Raw genomic sequence first — 21017 nt, forward strand, 5'->3', positions numbered from 1 at the left:
GTCGCGATGCTTTCGAATTTGCTGGTACAGCTGGTCAACGGACTCGCCGACGCGTCGACGCTGTTTCTCGTCGCCGCCGGTTTGTCGCTGATCTTCGGCGTGACGCGCATCGTCAACTTCGCGCACGGCTCGTTCTATATGTTCGGCATCTACGTCGCATATAGCATCGCGAGCCGTTTCGGCCATACGGCGGGCGGCTTCTGGCTGTCGGTGCTGGCTGCCGCGCTGGTTGTCGCGGTGCTCGGCGCGCTGGTCGAAATGATCGTGTTGAGGCGCATCTACCAGGCCCCCGAGTTGTTTCACTTACTGGCGACATTTGCGCTGGTGCTGATCTTTCGCGACGCCGCGCTGTGGCTGTGGGGTCCGGAAGACCTGTTCGGTCCGCGTGCGCCGCATCTGGCCGGCGCCGTCGATTTTCTCGGCCATCCGCTGCCGACCTACGATATCGCGTTGATCGTGATCGGGCCGGTGGTGTTGCTGCTGCTCTGGTACGCGTTGACGCGTACGCGGTGGGGCACGCTGGTGCGTGCCGCGACGCAGGATCGCGAGATGCTCGGCGCGCTCGGCATCAACCAGGCGTGGCTGTTCACCGGCGTGTTTTTCGTCGGCGCGTTTCTCGCCGGCCTGGGCGGTGCGCTGCAAGGGCCGCGGATGTCGGCGAATCTGTCGCTGGATCTGGAGACCATCGGCAATGCGTTCGTCGTCGTCGTGGTCGGCGGCATGGGGTCGATTCCGGGCGCGTTTATCGCGGCGCTGCTGATCGCCGAGATCAAGGCGCTGTGCATCGGCATCGGCCATGTGTCGGTGTTCGGTATCGGCTTGTCGCTGAGCCGCTTTACGCTCGTCGCGGAGTTCGTCGTGATGGCGGTGGTGCTGGTCGTGCGGCCCTGGGGCTTGCTGGGGAAGGCGAGTGCCGCAGTGCGCGGCATGGCCGCGCCCGAAGCGCCATTGCGGCTTGCAGGCAAGCGCCTGAAGTGGTTGGCGGCACTCGTTCTGTTGGTGCTGGTGCTCGCGCCGCTGGCGGCCAATGCGTTTCCATACATGCCTGTGCTGCTCGTTGAGATCCTGATTGCCGTGTTGTTCGCGACGAGTCTGCATTTCATCATGGGCCCCGGCGGCATGCATTCTTTTGGCCATGCCGCGTATTTCGGCCTGGGCGCCTACGGCGCCGCGCTGTTTCTCAAAGTTCTCAATCTGCCGATGGAAGCCGCGTTGCTGCTCGGCCCCTTGCTCGCCGTAGCGGGCGCGCTCGTGTTCGGCTGGTTTTGCGTGCGTCTCTCCGGTGTCTACCTCGCGATGCTGACGCTCGCGTTCGCGCAGATTGTCTGGTCAGTCGTGTTCCAGTGGGACGACGTGACGGGCGGCAGTAACGGCATTCTCGGCTTGTGGCCGTCGAACTGGTTGTCGTCGCCGGTGGCTTTCTATTATCTGACGCTCGCTTGCGCGGTAATCGGCGTGTGGCTGTTGCGCAAGATGCTGTTCTCCCCGCTCGGCTACGCGATGCGGGCGTCGCGCGATTCGGTGCTGCGCGCCGAGGCGATCGGCATCGACGTGAAACGCGTGCAGTGGGCGGCGTTCGTCGTCGCGTCGTTGTTTTGCGGACTCGCCGGATCGCTTTATGCCTTCTCCAAAGGAACGATTTCACCGGAGGTGATCAGCGTCAGCCGTTCGGTGGACGGCCTCGTGATGGTGCTGCTCGGCGGCTTGCAGACGTTGACGGGTCCGATCGTCGGCGCAGCGGTGTTCACGTGGCTGCAGGACACCGTCGCGCGGCAAACGGATTATTGGCAGGCGTTGCTGGGCGTCACCATCCTGCTGCTGGTGATTGCGTTTCCGCAGGGCATCGTCGGTTTCATTCGCGAGCGTTTTGGCGACGATGCGGTGGACAAGGCGGAAGAGCGTGTTCCGTCGCCATCGCAGGGAACGGCGATCAAGGAGGGGCTATGAGCTTGCTGCGCGTGTCCGGCCTCTCCAAATCGTTCGGCGGCCTGAAAGCGGTCGACGATGTTTCCTTCGATCTCGAAGCCGGTCAACTGCTGGCTTTGCTGGGTCCGAATGGCGCGGGCAAGTCGACCTGCTTCAACATGGTCAACGGGCAACTGCAGCCGTCCTCCGGTTCGATTCGCCTCGACGATCATGAACTGGTCGGCATGCGGCCGCGCGACATCTGGCGTCTGGGTGTCGGCCGCACGTTTCAGATTGCCGCGACCTTCAATTCGATGACCGTACTCGAAAACGTGCAGATGGCGCTGGTGTCGCGTGAACGGAAAACCTTCGGCCTCTGGAAACCCGCGGGCTCTCGCTATGCCGATGAAGCCATGACGCTGCTCGAACAGGTCGGCATGGGCGCCGACGCGAAACGCGCCTGCGGCGTGCTCGCGTATGGCGACGTCAAACGCGTCGAACTCGCCATCGCGCTGGCAAACCGCCCGAAGCTGCTGCTGATGGACGAACCTACCGCCGGCATGGCGCCAAAGGAGCGTAACGAACTGATGGCGCTGACCAAGCGTCTCGTCAGCGAGCACAAAATCGGGGTGTTGTTTACCGAGCACAGCATGGACGTTGTATTCGCGTACGCCGATCGCATGATCGTGCTCGCGCGTGGCAAGCTGATTGCCGAGGGCGACGCCGAAACGATCCGCAACGACGCACGCGTGCAGGAAGTCTATTTCGGCACCGGCAAGACTTTTCAGCCACGCGCCCCGCTGCACGACGCGGCAGGCGGCCATCAAGGACAGGGAGCGCTGCAATGAGCGAGCCGATGCTGAAAGTCACCGGCCTCAATGCGTTCTATGGCCGCGCGCACATTCTGTTCGACGTCGGCCTCGAAGTCGGCCGCGGCGAAGTGGTCGCGCTGATGGGCCGCAACGGCGCCGGCAAATCGACGACGATGAAAGCGGTGATGGGGTTGCTGCCGCACCGTCGAGGCGAGGTGCGCTTTCGCGGGCAGAACATCACGGCGCTGCCGCCGTATCGGATCGCCCGCATGGGGATGGGCTTCGTTCCTGAAGACCGCCGCGTGTTCTCCGATCTCACCGTGATGGAGAACCTCGATACGGGCCGTCAACCGCCGCGTGACGGGGCGCCTGAGTGGACGCCGGACAAGCTGTTCCGCCTGTTTCCCAATCTCGGCGAAATGCCGGCACGTCCCGGCGGCCAGATGAGCGGCGGCGAACAACAGATGCTCACCGTCTCACGCACGCTGATGGGCAATCCGTATCTGGTGCTGCTCGACGAACCGTCCGAGGGTGTCGCGCCCGTGATCGTCGAGCAAATGGCCAACATGATTCTCGAACTCAAGCGCGAAGGGCTCTCGATTCTGTTGTCCGAACAGAATCTGCACTTCGCCGAACTGGTCAGCGACCGCGCATATGTTCTCGAAAAAGGGCAGATCCGCTTCAGCGGCACGATCGGCGAACTCGCAAAGAACGAAACGGTCAGGCGCGCTTATCTGAGCGTGTGATTCCATTGGCATCGCATGCGTGCGGGGTGTGTACACGTGCGATGCCGGGCAGTCGGTGCGAAAGGAGAGGCAGATGGCAGCAGAGACGTTGACAGGCTTGTCGGGCAAGGTCGCGGTGACGAATATCGGCCTGCTGTTATCCGGCGATATCGACCAGCCGATTCTCGACGCGAACACGCTGGTGATCGACGACGGCGTGATCGTCGCAATCGGCCGCGAGAAAGATTGCGATCTCGAAGGCGCGCGGACGACTGTCGACTGCAAAGGCACCACGGTCGCTCCGGGCCTGATCGATTCGCACGTGCATCCGGTATTCGGCGACTGGACGCCGCGCCAGAATCAGATGGGCTGGATCGAATCGAATCTGAACGGCGGCGTGACGACGATGATCTCCGCCGGCGAAGTGCATTTGCCTGGCCGTCCGAAAGACGTGATCGGCGTCAAGGCGCTTGCCATCACGGCTCAACGTTCGTTCGAAGGGATGCGCGGCGCGGGTGTCGGCGGTGGCGTGAAAGTCATGGCGGGTGCGCCGGTGATCGAGAAGGGCATGGTGGAGGAGGATTTCAGGGAACTCTCGGAAGCGGGCGTGAAGCTGTTGGGCGAAGTAGGTCTCGGCAGCGTGAAAGGCGGTGAGGAAGCGGCGCAGATGGTTGCGTGGGCCCGCAAATACGGCATTCAAAGCACGATTCACACAGGCGGCCCATCGATTCCGGGCTCGGGCCTGATCGATCGGGACGTGGTGCTTGCCGCCGATGCGGATGTGATCGGCCACATCAATGGCGGGCATACGTCGCTTTCCTATCGGCACGTATGCGATCTGTGCGAGCAGTCGAGCCGCGCGCTGGAGATCGTCCACAACGGCAATGAACGGATCGCCTTGCTCACCGCGCGTCATGCGATCGAATTGAAGTGTCCGCATCGGATCATTCTCGGCACCGACAGTCCGGCGGGTTCCGGCGTCCAGCCGCTCGGCATTCTGCGGATGATCGCGCTGATCTCCAGTCTCGCCGACATCCCCGCGGAAATCGCCTTCTGCTTCGCGACTGGCAATACCGCGCGGCAACGCAATCTGCGGCAAGGGCTGATCGAAGTGGGCCGTCCCGCCGACCTCGTCTTCATGGACCGTGCACAGCACACGGCCGCCGATACTCTGTTGGAGAGCGTGCAACTTGGCGATATTCCCGGTGTCGGCATGGTGATGATCGACGGTTTGATCCGCTGCCGGCGCAGCCGCAATACACCGCCGGCGACCGAAGTGCCGGTGGTGCTTTGAACGCGCGCCGCACGGCGTCGCCGGCATTGTCATGAACCGCCCGGCGCCTCTTGCGCTGCACGTCAACGGCGCGACGCATCTCGTCAGCGCCGCTGCCGACACGCCACTGCTTTATCTGCTGCGTAACGATCTCGCGCTGAACGGCCCGAAGTTCGGTTGCGGGCTCGGCGAATGCGGAGCATGTACGGTGTTGCTCGACGGCGTGCCGACGCGTTCGTGCGTGACGACCGCGAAGGTTGCATTGGGGCGCGAGATCACCACGCTCGAAGGACTGGGTACGCGTAACGCACTGCATCCGGTGCAGCAGGCGTTCATCGAAGAGCAGGCCGCGCAGTGCGGCTATTGCCTGAACGGCATGATCATGACCGCCAAGGCATTGCTCGATCGCGATCCGCATCCGGGCGTCGAGACGATCCGGCGGGAACTGTCGCGCAACCTCTGCCGGTGCGGCACGCATGTCGAGATCGTGCGCGCGGTGCAGCGCGCGGCTGAACTGCTCGCCGCGCAAACTGCCGTGCGTCAAGGAGTGCGCGCATGACGGGGCCCGATTTCAGCGTCGATCGTCGTTCTCCGCCGCCGTCACGACGACAGCTCTATGACGCGCAGAGCGTGCTTATCATCACGCGGCCGCCGCAAGCACCCGTGAAGCCCGCGATCGGCCAGCCGGGGTCGCGTTCGTCGTTCGTGCCCACCGAGGCGGACATGTTCCTCGTGGTGCGCGACGACGGCAGCGTGGTGGCGTTCAACGGTCACGTCGATCTCGGTACCGGCATCGGCACCGCGCTCGCGCAGATCGTCGCGGAGGAACTGGATGTGCCGTTGACGCGCGTGTCCGTCGTACTCGGCCACACCAGTGAAGCGCCGAATCAAGGGCCGACGATTGCAAGCGCGACGATCCAGATATCGGCGGTGCCGCTACGGCACGCAGCGGCGCAAGCTCGGCAATTTCTGCTGGCCGAAGCGGCGGCGCGCCTCGGCGTAAGCACAGAGCAACTCGACGTGCGAGACGGCGTAGTTTTCACGCGTGATGGCGGGACGGAAAAAAGCATTGGCTACGGCGAATTGATCACCGGACGGCACATCGAATTGGACCTTTCCGCCGATGCGCCTTTGAAATCGCCCGATGCATACAAGATCGTCGGCAAGAGCACGCCGCGTGTCGATATTCCGGCGAAGGCAACCGGCGAACTGAGTTTCGTGCATGACGTGCGTGTGCCCGGCATGCTGCACGGGCGCGTTGTTCGTCCACCCTATGCCGGTGTCGCGCAGGGCGAATTCGTCGGCAACAGTTTGCTGCATGTCGATGATGCGTCGATCAGTGACATGCCTGGCATCGTCAAGGTGGTGGTGATCCGCGATTTTGTCGGCATCGTGGCCGAGCGCGAAGAAGTCGCGCAGCAGGCGGTGAAGCGCTTGCAGGTGCAATGGAAAGCAGTGGAGGGTTTGCCTCCGCTCGAAACCAGCGAGGAAGTGGAAGCGGCACTCAGGGCGAATCCGGCCAGGCGACGCGATCTGGTGATCGAAGGCGATATCGACGCGGCACTCGCGCAAGACCCTGCTCGAACGCTGGAACGCACCTACGTATGGCCGTTTCAGATGCATGCGTCGATCGGACCGTCGTGTGCGGTGGCCGACTACCGGGATGCGAGGCTGAAAGTCTGGTCGGGCACGCAGAATCCCCATTCGTTGCGTGCCGATCTCGCCTTGCTGATGGCGCTGGATGAAGCGCACATCGAAATCGTGCGGATGGACGCGGCAGGGTGCTACGGCCGCAATTGCGCGGACGATGTCGCCGCCGACGCCGCGCTGCTATCGCGCGCAACCGGCAGCCCGGTGCGCGTGCAACTTTCGCGCGAAGACGAGCATGCATGGGAGCCCAAAGGCGCCGCGCAATTGATGGATGTACGCGGCGCTTTGGATGCCGAGGGCGAACTCGCGGCGTACGACTTCGCGACGCGTTATCCGTCGAACGACGCCCCCACGTTGGCGCTGCTGCTCACCGGCACCCTCTCCGCGCAGCCCCAGGTTTTCGAAATGGGCGACCGCACGGCCGTGCCGCCGTACGACTACCGGACCATGCGCATCGTCTGCGACGACACGCCGCCGATCGTGCGCGCGTCGTGGCTGCGCGGCGTGTCGGCCTTGCCGAACACCTTCGCGCATGAATCTTTTATCGACGAACTCGCGGCCGAGGCGGGCGTGGATCCGGTCGAGTTCCGGTTAAAGCACCTGACCGACCCGCGCGCGATCGATCTCGTCAAGGCAGTGGCTGAGAAGGCCGGCTGGTCGCCGCGCAACGTCGCCTTGAAAGATGACCCGGACGAGGGCGACATTGCGCGCGGCAGAGGCTTTGCCTATGCCCGCTACGTGCATAGCAAATTCCCCGGTTTCGGTGCGGCATGGGCCGCGTGGGTGGCCGACATCGAAGTCAATCGCAAGAGCGGCGAGCTTGCGGTGACACGCGTGGTAGTCGGCCAGGACACCGGCACCATGGTGAATCCCGACGGCGTCCGTCATCAGATACACGGCAACGTGATTCAGGCGACCAGTCGCGCGCTGAAAGAACGGGTGACGTTCGGCGAGAACGCTGTCACGAGTCAGGAGTGGGGCGCGTATCCGATCCTGACGTTTCGCGAAGTGCCGGTGATCGATGTGGTGATGATGCCGCGTCACGGCGAGCCGCCGATGGGCACGGGCGAATCGGCGTCGCTGCCTGGCGCCGCGGCGATCGCCAACGCGCTATACGACGCAACAGGTGTGCGTTTTCGCAGGCCGCCGTTCACGCCGGAGACGATTCGCGCCGCGCTCGCCGATGCGCAGGCGGAAGAAGCGGCAGCGCGTAAAAAGAAACGTTGGCGGCTCGGCTTTTTCGGCGCAATCGCAGCGGGCGCGGCCGGCTGGCTAGGTGCGTTGGCTTTGACGCCGCAAGCCCTTGCGCCGATTACGCCACCGCTTGCGAGCGCGTTCGCGCCGGAACTGGTCGCGCGCGGCAAGCTACTCGCGGCGCTTGGCAATTGCGCGGTTTGCCATACCGCGCACAACGGCGTGCCGAACGCCGGCGGCAAACCGCTCGATACGCCGTTCGGCACCGTCTACAGCACGAACATCACGCCGGATGGGCAGACGGGCATCGGCACATGGTCGCTCGAGGCTTTCGTGCGGGCGATGCGGCAAGGCATCAGCCGGGATGGGCACCACCTGTATCCCGCGTTCCCTTACACGTCGTTCAAGAATACGTCCGACGACGATCTGCAGGCGCTCTACGCGTATCTGATGGCGCAAACGCCGGTGCGCTCCAGACCGCCCGAAACGAAGCTGGCCTATCCGTTCAGCGTGCGTCCGTTGATGGCCGCATGGAACGGACTCTTCCTCGGACGCAACACGTTTACCGCCAGCGCGACGCAAAGCGCGCAATGGAATCGCGGCGCGTATCTCGTGAACGGCCTCGGCCATTGCAGCGCATGTCATACCCCGCGCAATGCGTTCGGCGCCGAGAAAACCGGTGCGGCCTTCATGGGCGGCGGTATGGCGGAAGGATGGGAAGCGCCCGCGCTGTCCACGCTTTCCAACGCGCCCGTGCCCTGGAGCGAAGACGAACTCTTCAGCTATCTGCGCTACGGTCACGCGCCGCTGCATGGCGTCGCGGCCGGGCCGATGGCGCCGGTCGTCGGCGATCTGGCGGCGCTGCCCGACAGCGACATTCGCGCGATGGCTGCGTACCTGGCGTCGTTGAATCCCCTTGAGCCCAATGCGGATCCTGTGGCGATGGCGCGTCAATACGAGCAGGCCAGCACGATGACCGGTGCGGCAGCCGGCCTCGGTGCGCGTCTCTTCGACGGCGCGTGTGCGGCCTGTCATCACACTGGCAATGGGCCGCAATTGTTCGGCGCGCATCCGTCGCTCGCGCTCAACACGAATTTGCACAGCACGACGCCTGATAACCTGATTCGCGTGATTCTCGACGGTATCGGCTCGCCTGCGCGGCCCGAACTCGGTACGATGCCGGCTTACCGCGACAGTTTCAACGACGCCCAGGTTGCCGAACTCGTGTCATACCTGCGCCGGCAATTCGCCGGCGGCAAGCCGGCATGGCAGGACGTCACGGCGAGCGTCGCCAGAATCCGCGCGACGCCGCCGGCAGAGTGAAATCGCCGAACGCATTGCAGCACGTTTCGCAGCACCACTTGCAGCACAACGCGCGACACGGCTCGCGGAACGAATCGCCAACGCTTCAACGCTTGATAAAAACGACCGCATTCCCGCAATCCTTTTTGATAACGGAGAAACGCATGACCACGCGCGCAGGATGGATCTCTCGCCTCACGATTTCAACGGTTCTATCGCTCGCGGCCTTTGGCGCGAGTGCACAGCAGACCATCAAGATCGGGGAAATCAACAGCTATAAGGCGCAGCCCGCCTTTCTGGGGCCTTACAAGAATGGCTGGAATCTCGCGCTCGAGCAGGTGAACGCGGCGGGGGGCGTGCTCGGCAAACAGCTCGAAGTGGTGTCGCGCGACGACAACGGCAATCCGGGCGACGCGATCCGCGTCGCGCAGGAGTTGATTGCGCGAGAGCAGGTGCAATTGCTGTTCGGCGGTTTCCTGTCGAACACCGGTCTCGCGCTGACTGACTTCGCGAAGCAGAAGAAGATTTTCTTCCTCGCGGCCGAGCCGTTGACCGACAAGATCGTGTGGGCCGACGGCAACAAATACACGTACCGTCTGCGGCCTTCGACGTATATGCAGGTGGCGATGCTGGTGCCGGAGGCGGTGAAGCTGAAGAAGAAGCGTTGGGCGCTCGTGTATCCGAACTACGAGTACGGGCAATCGGCGGTGGCGACGTTCAAGAAGCTGATGACGGCAGCGCAGCCGGACGTGGAGTTTGTCGCCGAGCAGGCGACGCCGCTGGGCAATGTCGATGCGGGCGCGGTGTCGCAGGCGATCGCCGACGCGAAGCCGGATGCGATTTTCAACGTGCTGTTTGGCGCCGATCTCGGCAAGTTTGTGCGCGAGGGCAATACGCGCGGGTTGTTCAAGGACCGCGGCGTGGTGTCGTTGCTGACGGGTGAGCCGGACTATCTCGATCCGTTGGGTGCGGAGGCGCCGACGGGCTGGATCGTGACGGGCTACCCGTGGTATTCGATCGATACGGCGGCGAACAAGAAGTTTGTCGACGCGTATCAGGCGAAGTATCACGATTATCCGCGACTGGGGTCGGTGGTTGGGTATTCGGCGCTGATGTCGATCGCGGCTGGGATCAAGAAGGCTGGGTCTGCTGATTCGGATAAGCTGGCTGCTGCCTTCAAGGGGCTAGGGGTGGAGACGCCCTTCGGGCCGATTACTTATCGCGCTCAGGATAATCAGTCGACAATGGGGGCTTTTGTCGGCGTGACCGGTCTCAAGGATGGCAAGGGCGTTATGACTTCCTATCGGTATATTGACGGCGCTAGTGTGCAGCCGTCGGATGGGGAGGTTAAGAAGTTGAGGGCCTCTGAGTAAGTGTTGGTTTGCTTTTTGGCGGCGGCAATTGTTGGTGTTTTTTTTGTTTTGTGGTCTTTGTCTGTGCGCTTGCGGTGTTGGCTTTTCCTTGAATTGCTAGTGGTCTATTAGCGTTCGCCCCTGTGCGGGGCAGGCACCTACTTTCTTTGCCGCCGCAAAGAAAGTAGGCAAAGAAAGCGGCTCACACCGCCAATGCTAAGCGGGCACCGTGGTTTGCAACAGGTAGTGGTGCATCTGGAATCCGTGCCCTCGCACCTTCACGCGCCAGTGACAAAGGACTCATCAGCTCCCACTCCGCACTGCGTGCGTCGCGGACGGGTCTGCATGGGAAACCAGCGGCTTCGGTTCAGGTCAGTGGGGCCATCGGCTTCGCCTCGGCGACGCACCAGAGCGACAGATGCGACAGATGCGACAGATGCGACAGATGCGACAGATGCGACAGATGCGACAGATGCGACAGATGCGACAGATGCGACAGAGGTGAAACGCCAGGCCACTGCGCCGAAGGAGGCGTGAGCGCGAAAACGCAGCGATCGGTTTTCGGAAGTACGCTTCGGCGCGCGTAGCGCCGCCGGAAGTATGACGCCCTTGTCACTAGCACAAGCAGGGGCACGAACACAGATTCCAGATGCACCACTACCTGTTGTGGGCTGCGGGACCCACTTAGCAGGAGCGGTGTGAGCCGCTTTCTCTTGCTTACTTCTCTTTGCGGCGGCAAAGAGAAGTGAGTGCCTGCCCCGCACAGGGGCGAACGCTAATAGACCACTAACAATTCAAGGAAAGGCCAACGCCGTAGACACACAGCCCAAAACCCAGATCAAGGAAAGGCCAACACCGCAGACACACAGCCCAAAACCCAGATCAAGCAAAGCCCCCCACCCTAAGCGCACAAACAAAAAAAACGGCGCCGCAGGCAACAAAAAAAACCTCACTCCTCCGCATCATGCTCAATCACAAACCGCCGCAAATAAGCCAGCACGGCGGCTTCAACAGCCCGATGATCAGCGGTACTCTTCGACCCGGAATTTTCCTCGTCGCCAAACAACGTGGACGGTGCATTGTGGACATCCACTTCCTGGCCTTCGCGAAACACGCGAATCTCGTGAACGTCTTCGGCGTATTCGGCGATCCAATGCACGCCTTCGATATGCGCGCCTGCGCGAACGGTAGGTATCTTCATGGATGTCTCCCGTCAGGTCGGACCACGGCGCCAACCCTTGCTGTCACCATACGCCGTCCCGGTGCCCGGCGCGAGCCTTGTCGGGTAATTTTCTGAAGTTTCGCTGCACTGCAACGGGCACCCTGAATTTTCACCGCGCACGTCACTGTCACCAGCGCTCTGGAAGGCGTGACGCGGGCGAGTGAAGCGCGGTGCACGCACCTCACTTGCGTCGCACTGACGCTAGTCGTAGGGAGGGAGTGCCGCAGACGAGTGAGGCACGGCTCACCCACTTCAGGCGCGACATCCCTCCATGACGCTTACTGCACCGTCGCCAGCACGTCGCCCACCGTCTTGAAGATGCGCGCGATCTGCTCTTCGTCGATGATGAGCGGCGGCGAGAACGCGAGGATATCGCCGGTAAAGCGCACCAGCACGCCGGCCTCGAAGCACTTCACGAACGCTTCATAAGCACGCGCGCCCGGCGCACCGTCGCGCGGCTCGAGTTCGACGCCCGCGATCATGCCGAGGTTGCGAACGTCCTTCACGTGCTTCGCGCCGCGCAGCGAGTGCGCGGCGGCTTCGAACTTCGGCGCCATCGTCGCCGCGCGCTCGAACAGGCCTTCGCGGCGATACAGGTCGAGCGTCGCCACTGCGGCGGCCGCCGCGGCCGGGTGGGCCGAATAGGTGTAGCCGTGGAACAGCTCGATCGCGCCCTGCGCGCCGCTGTTGACGATCGTGTCGTGGATCGTGCGGCTCGCGGCCACCGCGCCCATCGGAATCGCGGCGTTGTTGATCGCCTTGGCCATCGTGATCAGGTCCGGCGTGACGCCGAAATATTCGCTCGCGGTCGCCTTGCCGACGCGGCCGAAACCGGTAATCACTTCGTCGAAAATCAGCAGGATGCCGTGTTTCGTGCAGATCTCGCGCAGCTTCTGCAGATAGCCTTGCGGCGGAATCAGCACGCCCGTCGAGCCGGCCACGGGTTCGACGATCACGGCGGCGATCGTCGATGCATCGTGCAGCGCGACGATGCGCTCGAGTTCGTCGGCGAGATGCGCCCCCCAGGCGGGCTGGCCCTTCGAAAACGCGTTGTGCTCGAGGTTATGCGTGTGCGGCAAATGGTCGACCGCCGGCAGCAGCGCGCCGGAGAACGTCTTGCGGTTCGGTGCGATGCCGCCGACCGAAATGCCGCCGAAGCCCACGCCGTGATAGCCGCGCTCGCGGCCGATCAGACGCGTGCGCTGACCCTCGCCGCGCGAACGGTGATACGCGAGCGCGATTTTCAGGGCGGTGTCGACGGATTCCGAGCCGGAGTTCGTGAAGAAGATGCGGTCGAGGCCGTTCGGCATCAGTTCGGCGACTTTGGTGGCCGCTTCGAACGCCAGTGGGTGGCCCATCTGGAAGGTCGGCGCGAAGTCGAGCGTGGACAGTTGCTGGGTGATCGCGGCGACGATTTCTTCGCGGCCGTGGCCGGCGTTCACGCACCAGAGACCCGCGCAGCCGTCGAGCACTTCGCGCCCGTCCGAGGTGCGGTAGTACATACCCTTGGCCGATTCCAGCAGGCGCGGCGCGGCCTTGAACTGGCGGTTGGCGGTGAAGGGCATCCAGAAAGACGACAGATCGTCGATGACGGGGCGCGAAGTCATGGTTTTCTCCTCGAAGTGGTCCCCCAAGGGACTTCCTTTGGGGCATAGCCAAAACTGTAGCGTTCGCGGTTTAATGGCGGCATAAACAGTTGACGCAGTGTGGTGCTAACTGTGTTGGTGGAAATGCGGTAACTGTGTCGATCGCGCCCTGAGGCAATTCGACGCTTTGTCTGACGCCTTCCTGGCCATCTATTTGATAGCTTAGCCGGCTGTCGCGAGAGATTTCTCTGTCCAAACCATGATCGAACTACAACTCGAGCGCGACCGGCGCGCCGCACCCACGCTCGTCGAGCAGGTCGTGCAGGGCTTCGCGCGCGCCATCGAGGCGCAGTCGCTGCGCGCCGGCGCGCTGCTGCCGTCGGTGCGGCAACTGGCGCAAAGCCACGAACTGAGCACCTTCACGGTCACGGAGGCCTATAACCGTCTTGTGTCGATGGGGCTCGTGGTGGCGCGGCGCGGTTCCGGTTATCGCGTGGCGGCGCGCGGGCAGTCTGCGCGAGCCGCCCCGACCGACTGGCAACCGCCGAGCCTGACCGCGACCTGGCTGTTGTCCGACGTGTTCGCCGACCATTCGGTGCCGATCAAGGCGGGCGGCGGCTGGCTGCCGAACGAGTGGATCAACGAGACGGGTTTGCAGCACGCGCTGCGGGCAATGAGCCGGGTGCCGGCGGCGCGCCTCGGCGACTATGGGCATCCGTACGGTTTCGCGCCGCTGCGCGAGCGGATCGCCGAGCAACTCGACCGGCGCGGTTTGCCGGTGGACGTCTCCAACGTGCTGCTCACGCAGGGCGCGACGCAAGGGCTGGATCTGATCGTCCGGACGCTGCTGCGCGCGGGCGACGCCGTGATCGTCGAAGATCCCGGCTACTGCAACCTGCTGCAGATTCTCAAGCTGGCGGGGCTGGTGGTGCATGGGGTGCCGCGCACCCCGGCCGGCATCGATACCGACGTGCTCGAAGCGTTGGTCGCGCAGCACAAGCCGAAGGCGATCTTCGTCAACACCACGTTGCAGAATCCGACCGGCGCGACCTTCGGCATGTCGGCGGCGTTCCGTCTATTGCAGATCGCCGAGCGTCAGCGCATGTGGGTGATCGAAGACGATGTCAGCCGCGAACTGGCGCCGTCCGGCGCGCCTTTGTTTGCCGCGATGGAAGGCTTGCAGCGCGTGCTGTATGTCGGCGGTTTCTCGAAGACGGTGACGCCCGGGCTGCGTTGCGGCTACGTGGTCGCCGAGCGGGCCGTCCTGCGCGAACTGGCGCGCACGAAGATGGCGGTGGGATTGACCTCGTCGGAAGCGATCGAGCGGATCGTCGACAAGGTATTGCTCGAAGGGCGCTATGCGCGTCACGTCGAAACCGTCAACGAGCGCCTCAAGCTCGCGCATGCGACCGTCGAAGAGCGGCTCGACTCGCTCGGCCTCGAACTGTTTCACCGGCCGCGAGCCGGCCTGTTTCTGTGGGCGCGGCTGCCGATCGAAGCGGAGCGCGCGGGGGACGTGGCGACCGCCGCGCTCCAGCACGGCATCTGGCTTGCGCCCGGCTCCTATTTTCGTCCCGACGACGCGCCGAGCGCCTGGTTCCGTTTCAATGCGCCGTACTCGACCGACGACGCGTTGTGGCGCTTCATCGAGCGAGTCGGGCAGGGTGCGATCTAGCCGTGCCCGATCTCAAGCGGACCGGCCGAGCAGCCTGAGCGCGATCGGGTGCGGCCAGAGAAATCCTAGGCGGACTGACCGAGCAGCTTGAGCGCGATCGGATACAGCGAGAGCACCAGCAGCAGCGCCATCGCCACATTGAAAATGCGCAGCCGCTTCGGGTCCGACAGCACTTTGCGCATCGCGGTACCGAAGCCCGCCCACAGGCAGATGCACGGAAAGCCGATCACGTAGAAGATCACCGCCATGGCGATGGCGTTCATGCTGGCGCTTTCGCTGACGTGGATGGTCGTGGCGGCGGTCAGCACCATCATCCATGCTTTCGGATTGACCCACTGGAACACAATGGCTTCATGAAACTTCATGGGCCGGCGATCGCCGTTCCTGAGCTTCAGCTCGCCCGACGTGCCGATTTTCCACGCGAGGTACAGCAGGTACGCGACGCTCGCCACTTCGAGCACCGTGTACAGCATCGGGAAATGCACGAAAGCTTCACCCAGACCGATCCCGACCGACAGCATCAACAGCACGACTCCGGCACTGATCCCGGAAACATGCGGCAGCGTGCGGCGAAAGCCGAAGTTGACGCCCGAGGCCAGCAACATCGTGTTGTTCGGACCGGGCGTGATGGTGGCGACGAGCGCGAACAGAATGCCGGCGGGCAGCGCGCTGAGGCTGAGATAGGACATGAACATGCGGGGCTCCGGTGTCGGTCGATGGGACCTTTGGAGCATTCTAACGAACCAGGCCGGTACAGTACCTGTACGGTTTGTGGAATGGTGTCCGGTACGGGCGATGGATGCGCATCGATTTGCCGCAAGCCGCGATCGCGGCTCACGCCGCAGTCATGATGTCCGGCAATCTGACAATCCTCGGCTCGACCAGCTGGTTGCTGATGAAAGCCCAAAGCTGCTCGGCCGCCTGGCCTCGCTCCTTGACCGGGCGGTACAGGCGTATCTCCAGCTCAGTTGCCCAAACGTCCGAGCCTGCTCGAACCAGAGTTCCTTCGCTCAACTCCTTGGCGATACAGCTTTCCGGAAGCCAGCCGATTCCGTGGCCGGCCACGACCATGCCTTTTAATGCCTCTGACATGTGGGTTTCGAAGCAGCGGAACAGGGCGTACGGTTCCGTCGCGTTCATCAAGAGCATTTCGACCACGTTGCCGAGGAATGCGCCGGAGGAATAGGCGAGCAGGGGCAGCGGTCTGCTGCTCTTGCCAGGCAGCTCGAAGAGCGGCCGGCCGTCTTTGCCCACGGCCGAGACAGGCACGATGCGCTCGACACCGAGCGTCAGGAACGGAAAGTGATTGGGATCGAGCGCGATCGGCAATTGCGGGTGGTGATAACCGATCAGCAGGTCGCAGTCGCCTGCCACGAGATGTTGCACACCTTCGGGCACGTTGACCGCCTGAACCCGGGCCATGATGTGGCCGAACTCGCTGGTCAGGCGCTTGAGCCAGTCGGGAAAAAGCGTGAAGACGAGGGTATGGGCAACCGCGAAATGGACCACATGGTCGTTTTCGGCGAACTGTTCATATCCGCCCACCAGATTGCGCGCCGCGTGCATGCTGCGCAGGATGTCCGCCGCAAGACTGCGAAACATCCGTCCGGCGGGCGTGAGGGTGACCGGGTTGACGCTGCGATCGACGAGCTTTGTGCCCATCCACGTTTCGAGCGCCACGATTCGTCTGCTGAAAGCTGACTGGGTGAGATGCCGGCTGCGCGCCGACCGGGAGAAACTCTTCGTATCCGAGAGGCTGAGAAAGTCTTCCAACCACTTTGCTTCCATATTTATCACTTGTGTTGGGTAAATCGACAACCGCACCCGTGCGACGCGGCAACGCTAGCCTACCGTTACTCATTGCAAGAATACCGATGTTTTTTTTCGATAGGTGTTAGTCGAAATATGCATGAGCGTTGCTCCCATAAATTGGGCTACATACCTTTCGTCTGTCTGGCCATGCAAAACGAAGTGGTGACTTGATAAAAACCGCCTTTGGTCTCCCAAGGCTTAAACATGAGTGATCGCATAGATGCGTGTTCGCAGACAAGGGTCGCCGAGTCACCGGCGATGCCCGGGCGCCTGAAATTTTCCGAAAGAAACATCAGTCCGGTGCGCCATGCCGAACGGCCGCACCGCGAGGCCTGTTGTTGATTTGTAGCCTGGTCGATGCGCCATTGCGCATACATCCTTCCGTCTATGTTCCCGGGATTACGAAGTCAAGTGCCCGGATTAAAAGGATCGAACTGATTATGTCCACACTGCAAAACCAGAATTCCCCAGTATCCACTGGCGACGTGGATAAGAAAAGCTGGCTGGAATCGCACGAAGCGGGATATCACAAAACGCTGGGTAATCGTCAGGTTCAGATGATCGCCATTGGCGGGGCGATCGGCACGGGCCTCTTTCTCGGCGCGGGCGCGCGCCTGCAAATAGCGGGTCCTTCGCTTGCTGTCGTCTATCTGGTCTGTGGCGTGTTCTCGTTTCTGATTCTGCGCGCGCTGGGCGAACTGGTGATGCACCGGCCGAGCAGCGGCAGCTTCGTGTCGTATGCCCGGGAGTTCCTTGGCGAAAAAGCCTCGTATGTCGCCGGTTGGATGTATTTCCTGAACTGGGCGATGACCGGCATCGTCGACATCACCGCTGTCGCGCTGTACATGCATTACTGGGCGGCGTTCTCGTCCGTGCCGCAATGGATATTCGCGCTCATTGCACTTTGCATCGTCGCGGCGATGAACCTGATCGGCGTGAAATGGTTTGCCGAAATGGAATTCTGGTTCGCGCTCATCAAGGTTGCCGCGATCTCGCTGTTCCTTGTGATCGGTTCGATCATTCTGGGTACAGGGGTGCACGTTGGCGGGCATTCCACCGGGGTGCATCTGATCAGCGAGAACGGCGGGCTGTTCCCGCACGGTCTGCTGCCTGCGCTGGTGCTCGTGCAGGGCGTCGTGTTCGCGTTCGCCGGCGTCGAGCTGGTCGGCACGGCGGCGGGCGAATGCAAGGATGCGCGCAAGGTGCTGCCGCGCGCCATCAACAGCGTGATCTGGCGGATTGCCGTGTTCTATGTGGGCGCCGTTGTGTTGCTGGTTTGTCTGTTGCCGTGGAGTGCCTACAAGGCGGGACAGAGTCCGTTCGTCACGTTCTTCGGCGCGCTTGGCGTGCCGGGCGTCGGCTCGGTCATGAATGTCGTCGTGCTGTCGGCGGCGCTGTCGAGCCTGAATTCCGGGCTGTATTCGACCGGGCGGGTGCTGCGGGCGCTGTCGATGGGCGGGTCGGCGCCGCATTTCCTTTCGCGCATGAGCTCGCAGTCGGTTCCGTATGCCGGTATTCTGGTGACGGTGGCGATCTACATCGTGGGCGTCGTGCTGAACTATTTCGTGCCGTCGAGCGTGTTCGAAATCGTGCTCAACGTGGCGTCGCTCGGCATTCTCAGCACCTGGGGATTCATCGTGGTTTGCCAGATGAAGTTCCGTCAGGCGGTGGCCCGCGGCGAGGCTGAGCCGGTCACGTTCAGAATGCCCGGCGCGCCGGTGACGTCCTGGCTGACGCTGGCATTTTTGATCGGCGTGCTGGTACTGATGGCGTTCGATTATCCTAACGGTACGTGGACGGTTGCCTCGATTCCGGTCGTGGCCCTGATCCTGGTCGCCGGCTGGTACGGAGTGCGCCGCCGCGCGAGCACGCTCATGAGGCCGACAATCCCGTCGGTCACGCTGACCCAGAGCGTGCTCGAGGACAACGCGGGCTAACGCGGCGTGTCGCTCCTGCCTTTTGCATCGACAACAACAGCAACCATAGCGACAACGACGGAGAACAGAAGTGAAGCCATTCGATGAGATGCTGACGTCCGCTGACGGGGTCCGCGCGCCTTATGCGCTGCTCAAGCAATGGCTCGATGCCCAGAATCCTGCGAATCTCGCGCAGAAAGCGGCTGACGCGGAAAGCGTCTTCCGCAAGACGGGCATTACGTTTGCCGTGTACGGCGAGGAAGAGGCCGCCGAGCGTCTGATTCCGTTCGACATCATCCCGCGCATCATTTCCAGTCCGGAATGGACGCGCCTGTCGCAAGGCATTGAACAGCGCGTGATCGCCCTCAACGCCTTTCTCGACGATATCTATCATCGTCAGGAGATCGTGCGCGCCGGGCGTATCCCGAAGGAGCTGATTGCCCAGAACGAGGCCTTCCTGCCGGAGATGATCGGCTTCCGGCCGCCGGGCAATGTCTACACGCACATTATCGGCGTGGACATTGTGCGCACGGCCGAAAACGAGTTCTACGTGCTGGAAGACAATGCCCGTACGCCCTCCGGCGTCTCCTATATGCTGGAGAACCGCGAGACGATGATGCAGCTTTTCCCCGAGCTGTTTCAGCAAGTCAAGGTGCGCCCGGTCGAAGCCTATCCGCAACTGCTGCGCGAGTCGCTGGCCGCCGTGTGCCCGCCGGGCGGCAACCAGGAGAATCCGACCATCGCGGTGCTGACGCCCGGCATCCACAACTCCGCGTACTACGAGCATGCGTTCCTCGCCGACCAGATGGGGGTTCATCTGGTCGAGGGCAGCGATCTCCAGGTCGTGGACGGCCGCGTGGCGATGCGCACAACCGAAGGGTTCCGCGCCATCGACGTGCTGTATCGCCGGCTCGACGACGCCTTCCTCGATCCGCTGACTTTCCGGCCCGATTCCGTGCTTGGCGTCGCCGGCATCATGGATGTCTACCGCGCGGGCAATATCACGATCGCCAACGCACCGGGCACCGGCATCGCGGACGACAAGGCGATCTATTCCTATATGCCGGAAATCGTCGAGTTCTACACGGGTCGCAAGTCGATCCTGGAGAACGTGCCGACCTGGCGCTGTTCCGAGCCGGGCAGCCTGAAATACGTGCTGGACCATCTCGACGAACTGGTGGTGAAGGAAGTCCACGGATCGGGCGGCTACGGCATGCTGGTCGGGCCCGCCGCGTCGAAGAAGGAGCGCGAGGATTTTGCCGCCAAGCTCAAAACCCGTCCGAACAACTACATCGCGCAACCGACGCTGGCGCTCTCGACCACGCCGATCCTGACCGAAAAGGGTCTCGCGCCGCGCCACGTGGATCTTCGGCCCTTCGTGCTCGTGTCGGACCGCATCCGCATCACGCCGGGCGGCCTGACGCGCGTCGCCTTGAAGGAAGGCTCGCTGGTGGTCAATTCGAGCCAGGGCGGCGGCACCAAGGATACGTGGGTATTGGCTGACTGAGGGCGACTGAGGGCCGACTGACGGCCGCATGTCGTCCGAGGGCCGCTCGAAGAGACTGGACGCGCAGGAACCCGGAAGGCCGCCAGTCCGATACAGGACTGGCGCATAGCAAAAGACAGACACTGGAGTTGGACAGGACATGCTTCTTGGACGCACAGCAAGCGGGCTCTACTGGATGCACCGCTATATCGAACGCGCGGAAAACATTGCACGGATCGTCGACGCCGGGCTGCGCATGGCGCTGACCAGAACCTCCGATGCGCAGGCAACGTGGTCGTCCGTGGTGGTAACCTCCGGCATGGAAGAGGGTTTCCGGGAGAAACACGACGCCTATACCGCCAGCACCGTTTCCGACTATCTGCTGCGCGACGGCCACAATCCGTCGAGCGTCCTGTCGTGCATCGAGGCGGCGCGCTCGAATGCCCGCATGGTGCGCACGGCGCTTACCCGCGAGGCGTGGGAGAGCGTGAACGAAGCGTGGATGGTGGTCAAGCGGGTGCTGGCAAAGCCCGTTGCGGCGAGTGAACTGCCAGTCGTGCTCGATCAGATCAAGCGCCAGACCGCGCTGATTCGCGGCACTTTTCACGGCACGATGCTCAGAAACGAGATTTTCGATTTCGCCCGCATCGGCACCTTCATCGAACGCGCCGACAACACCGCGCGCATTCTCGACGTCAAATACCACCTGTTGCTGCCCGCGGTGTCCTATGTGGGCACGACGCTCGACAACTACCAGTGGGAATCGATCCTGCGCTCGGTCGACGCGCATCGGTCCTATCGCTGGGTCTACGACGCCCAGTACAAGCCGGCCAATATCGCCGACTATCTGATCCTCAACGGCCGCATGCCGCGCTCGCTGAACTTCTGCTACCTGAGCATCGTCGAGAACCTCGGGTATCTGGCGCAAGACTACGGCGCCACGCATGCCTGCCACAAGACAGCCGACATTACGCTCGCCACGCTCCGGGACAACACGGTCAAGCAGATCTTTGCCCAGGGCCTGCACGAGTTTCTCGAGGGCTTCATCGGGCAGAACAACCGGCTCGGTTTTGAAATCGCCGAAACCTACAACTTCGATTGAGACCG

Annotated in this window: 16 protein-coding genes; 11 read left to right on the top strand and 5 right to left on the bottom strand. The window is 62.8% G+C overall.

Going from position 1 to position 21017, the window contains the following annotated elements; all coding sequences use genetic code 11:
* Positions 1-6: 6 nt before the first annotated feature.
* The 7 genes from DSC91_RS02685 to DSC91_RS02715 all read left to right on the top strand — a co-directional run bounded on the left by DSC91_RS02685 (position 7) and on the right by DSC91_RS02715 (position 10234).
* Positions 7-1947, top strand: coding sequence for an ABC transporter permease (locus DSC91_RS02685; protein WP_115776705.1), 1941 nt, complete (start codon positions 7-9; stop codon positions 1945-1947).
* The gene (locus tag DSC91_RS02690) at positions 1944-2753 is read left to right on the top strand and encodes an ABC transporter ATP-binding protein (protein ID WP_115776706.1); all 810 of its coding nucleotides are present in this window, start codon (positions 1944-1946) and stop codon (positions 2751-2753) included. The genes DSC91_RS02685 and DSC91_RS02690 overlap by 4 nt, the downstream gene beginning before the upstream one ends.
* Positions 2750-3463 (top strand): ABC transporter ATP-binding protein, encoded by a 714-nt coding sequence (locus tag DSC91_RS02695; RefSeq protein ID WP_115776707.1) that lies wholly within the window; start codon positions 2750-2752, stop codon positions 3461-3463. Before DSC91_RS02690 ends, DSC91_RS02695 begins: the two co-directional genes overlap by 4 nt.
* A 73-nt stretch (positions 3464-3536) precedes the next feature.
* A complete protein-coding gene (locus DSC91_RS02700) occupies positions 3537-4736 on the top strand; it encodes an amidohydrolase family protein (protein ID WP_115776708.1) in 1200 nt (399 codons plus the stop codon).
* A gap of 31 nt (positions 4737-4767) precedes the next feature.
* Complete coding sequence (locus tag DSC91_RS02705) at positions 4768-5274, top strand: (2Fe-2S)-binding protein (RefSeq protein ID WP_115776709.1); 507 nt, start codon at positions 4768-4770, stop codon at positions 5272-5274.
* Positions 5271-8882, top strand: a complete 3612-nt coding sequence (locus DSC91_RS02710) for a molybdopterin cofactor-binding domain-containing protein (protein WP_115776710.1) — start codon at positions 5271-5273, stop codon at positions 8880-8882. Before DSC91_RS02705 ends, DSC91_RS02710 begins: the two co-directional genes overlap by 4 nt.
* A gap of 143 nt (positions 8883-9025) precedes the next feature.
* Positions 9026-10234 (top strand): ABC transporter substrate-binding protein, encoded by a 1209-nt coding sequence (locus DSC91_RS02715; RefSeq protein WP_115779656.1) that lies wholly within the window; start codon positions 9026-9028, stop codon positions 10232-10234.
* Between the two features lie 346 nt (positions 10235-10580).
* Here DSC91_RS02715 and DSC91_RS02720 read toward each other — a convergent pair whose 3' ends face one another.
* The 3 genes from DSC91_RS02720 to aptA form a co-directional block, all read right to left on the bottom strand.
* Complete coding sequence (locus tag DSC91_RS02720) at positions 10581-10847, bottom strand: hypothetical protein (RefSeq protein ID WP_162831321.1); 267 nt, start codon at positions 10845-10847, stop codon at positions 10581-10583.
* A gap of 315 nt (positions 10848-11162) precedes the next feature.
* A complete protein-coding gene (locus tag DSC91_RS02725) occupies positions 11163-11414 on the bottom strand; it encodes a hypothetical protein (RefSeq protein ID WP_115776711.1) in 252 nt (83 codons plus the stop codon).
* Positions 11415-11713: 299 nt separating this feature from the next.
* Positions 11714-13042 (bottom strand): omega-aminotransferase AptA, encoded by a 1329-nt coding sequence (aptA, locus tag DSC91_RS02730; RefSeq protein ID WP_115776712.1) that lies wholly within the window; start codon positions 13040-13042, stop codon positions 11714-11716.
* 238 nt (positions 13043-13280) lie between these two features.
* Between aptA and DSC91_RS02735 the strand changes: the two genes are divergently transcribed.
* A complete protein-coding gene (locus DSC91_RS02735) occupies positions 13281-14696 on the top strand; it encodes an aminotransferase-like domain-containing protein (protein ID WP_115776713.1) in 1416 nt (471 codons plus the stop codon).
* Positions 14697-14761: 65 nt separating this feature from the next.
* On the opposite strand, the gene DSC91_RS02740 is transcribed toward DSC91_RS02735, so the two are convergent.
* On the bottom strand, positions 14762-15385 hold the full coding sequence (locus DSC91_RS02740; RefSeq protein ID WP_115779657.1) for a LysE family translocator: 624 nt from the start codon (positions 15383-15385) through the stop codon (positions 14762-14764).
* Positions 15386-15530: 145 nt separating this feature from the next.
* Positions 15531-16484 carry a LysR substrate-binding domain-containing protein gene (locus DSC91_RS02745; RefSeq protein WP_115776714.1) on the bottom strand — a complete coding sequence of 318 codons (954 nt, stop codon included), beginning with the start codon at positions 16482-16484 and terminating at the stop codon, positions 15531-15533.
* Positions 16485-16948: 464 nt separating this feature from the next.
* Here DSC91_RS02745 and ansP point away from each other — a divergent pair, with 464 nt between their 5' ends.
* The 3 genes from ansP to DSC91_RS02760 all read left to right on the top strand — a co-directional run bounded on the left by ansP (position 16949) and on the right by DSC91_RS02760 (position 21012).
* A complete protein-coding gene (gene ansP / locus DSC91_RS02750) occupies positions 16949-18445 on the top strand; it encodes an L-asparagine permease (protein ID WP_115776715.1) in 1497 nt (498 codons plus the stop codon).
* A gap of 70 nt (positions 18446-18515) precedes the next feature.
* Positions 18516-19931: a circularly permuted type 2 ATP-grasp protein gene (locus tag DSC91_RS02755; protein WP_115776716.1), complete on the top strand. Its 1416-nt coding sequence runs from the start codon at positions 18516-18518 to the stop codon at positions 19929-19931.
* A 139-nt stretch (positions 19932-20070) separates the two neighbouring features.
* Positions 20071-21012: an alpha-E domain-containing protein gene (locus tag DSC91_RS02760; protein WP_115776717.1), complete on the top strand. Its 942-nt coding sequence runs from the start codon at positions 20071-20073 to the stop codon at positions 21010-21012.
* Positions 21013-21017 lie beyond the last annotated feature (5 nt).

Source organism: Paraburkholderia caffeinilytica (assembly GCF_003368325.1).
GTDB lineage: Bacteria > Pseudomonadota > Gammaproteobacteria > Burkholderiales > Burkholderiaceae > Paraburkholderia > Paraburkholderia caffeinilytica.

Bases quoted from the DNA above. Each gene is read 5' to 3' on its own strand.
- aptA (WP_115776712.1), bottom strand. From the start codon at position 13,042: ATGACTTCGCGCCCCGTCATCGACGATCTGTCGTCTTTCTGGATGCCC.
- DSC91_RS02725 (WP_115776711.1), bottom strand. From the start codon at position 11,414: ATGAAGATACCTACCGTTCGCGCAGGCGCGCATATCGAAGGCGTGCAT.
- DSC91_RS02695 (WP_115776707.1), top strand. From the start codon at position 2,750: ATGAGCGAGCCGATGCTGAAAGTCACCGGCCTCAATGCGTTCTATGGC.
- DSC91_RS02745 (WP_115776714.1), bottom strand. From the start codon at position 16,484: ATGGAAGCAAAGTGGTTGGAAGACTTTCTCAGCCTCTCGGATACGAAG.
- DSC91_RS02700 (WP_115776708.1), top strand. From the start codon at position 3,537: ATGGCAGCAGAGACGTTGACAGGCTTGTCGGGCAAGGTCGCGGTGACG.
- DSC91_RS02715 (WP_115779656.1), top strand. From the start codon at position 9,026: ATGACCACGCGCGCAGGATGGATCTCTCGCCTCACGATTTCAACGGTT.
- DSC91_RS02685 (WP_115776705.1), top strand. From the start codon at position 7: ATGCTTTCGAATTTGCTGGTACAGCTGGTCAACGGACTCGCCGACGCG.
- DSC91_RS02760 (WP_115776717.1), top strand. From the start codon at position 20,071: ATGCTTCTTGGACGCACAGCAAGCGGGCTCTACTGGATGCACCGCTAT.
- ansP (WP_115776715.1), top strand. From the start codon at position 16,949: ATGTCCACACTGCAAAACCAGAATTCCCCAGTATCCACTGGCGACGTG.
- DSC91_RS02705 (WP_115776709.1), top strand. From the start codon at position 4,768: ATGAACCGCCCGGCGCCTCTTGCGCTGCACGTCAACGGCGCGACGCAT.
- DSC91_RS02710 (WP_115776710.1), top strand. From the start codon at position 5,271: ATGACGGGGCCCGATTTCAGCGTCGATCGTCGTTCTCCGCCGCCGTCA.
- DSC91_RS02740 (WP_115779657.1), bottom strand. From the start codon at position 15,385: ATGTCCTATCTCAGCCTCAGCGCGCTGCCCGCCGGCATTCTGTTCGCG.
- DSC91_RS02690 (WP_115776706.1), top strand. From the start codon at position 1,944: ATGAGCTTGCTGCGCGTGTCCGGCCTCTCCAAATCGTTCGGCGGCCTG.
- DSC91_RS02735 (WP_115776713.1), top strand. From the start codon at position 13,281: ATGATCGAACTACAACTCGAGCGCGACCGGCGCGCCGCACCCACGCTC.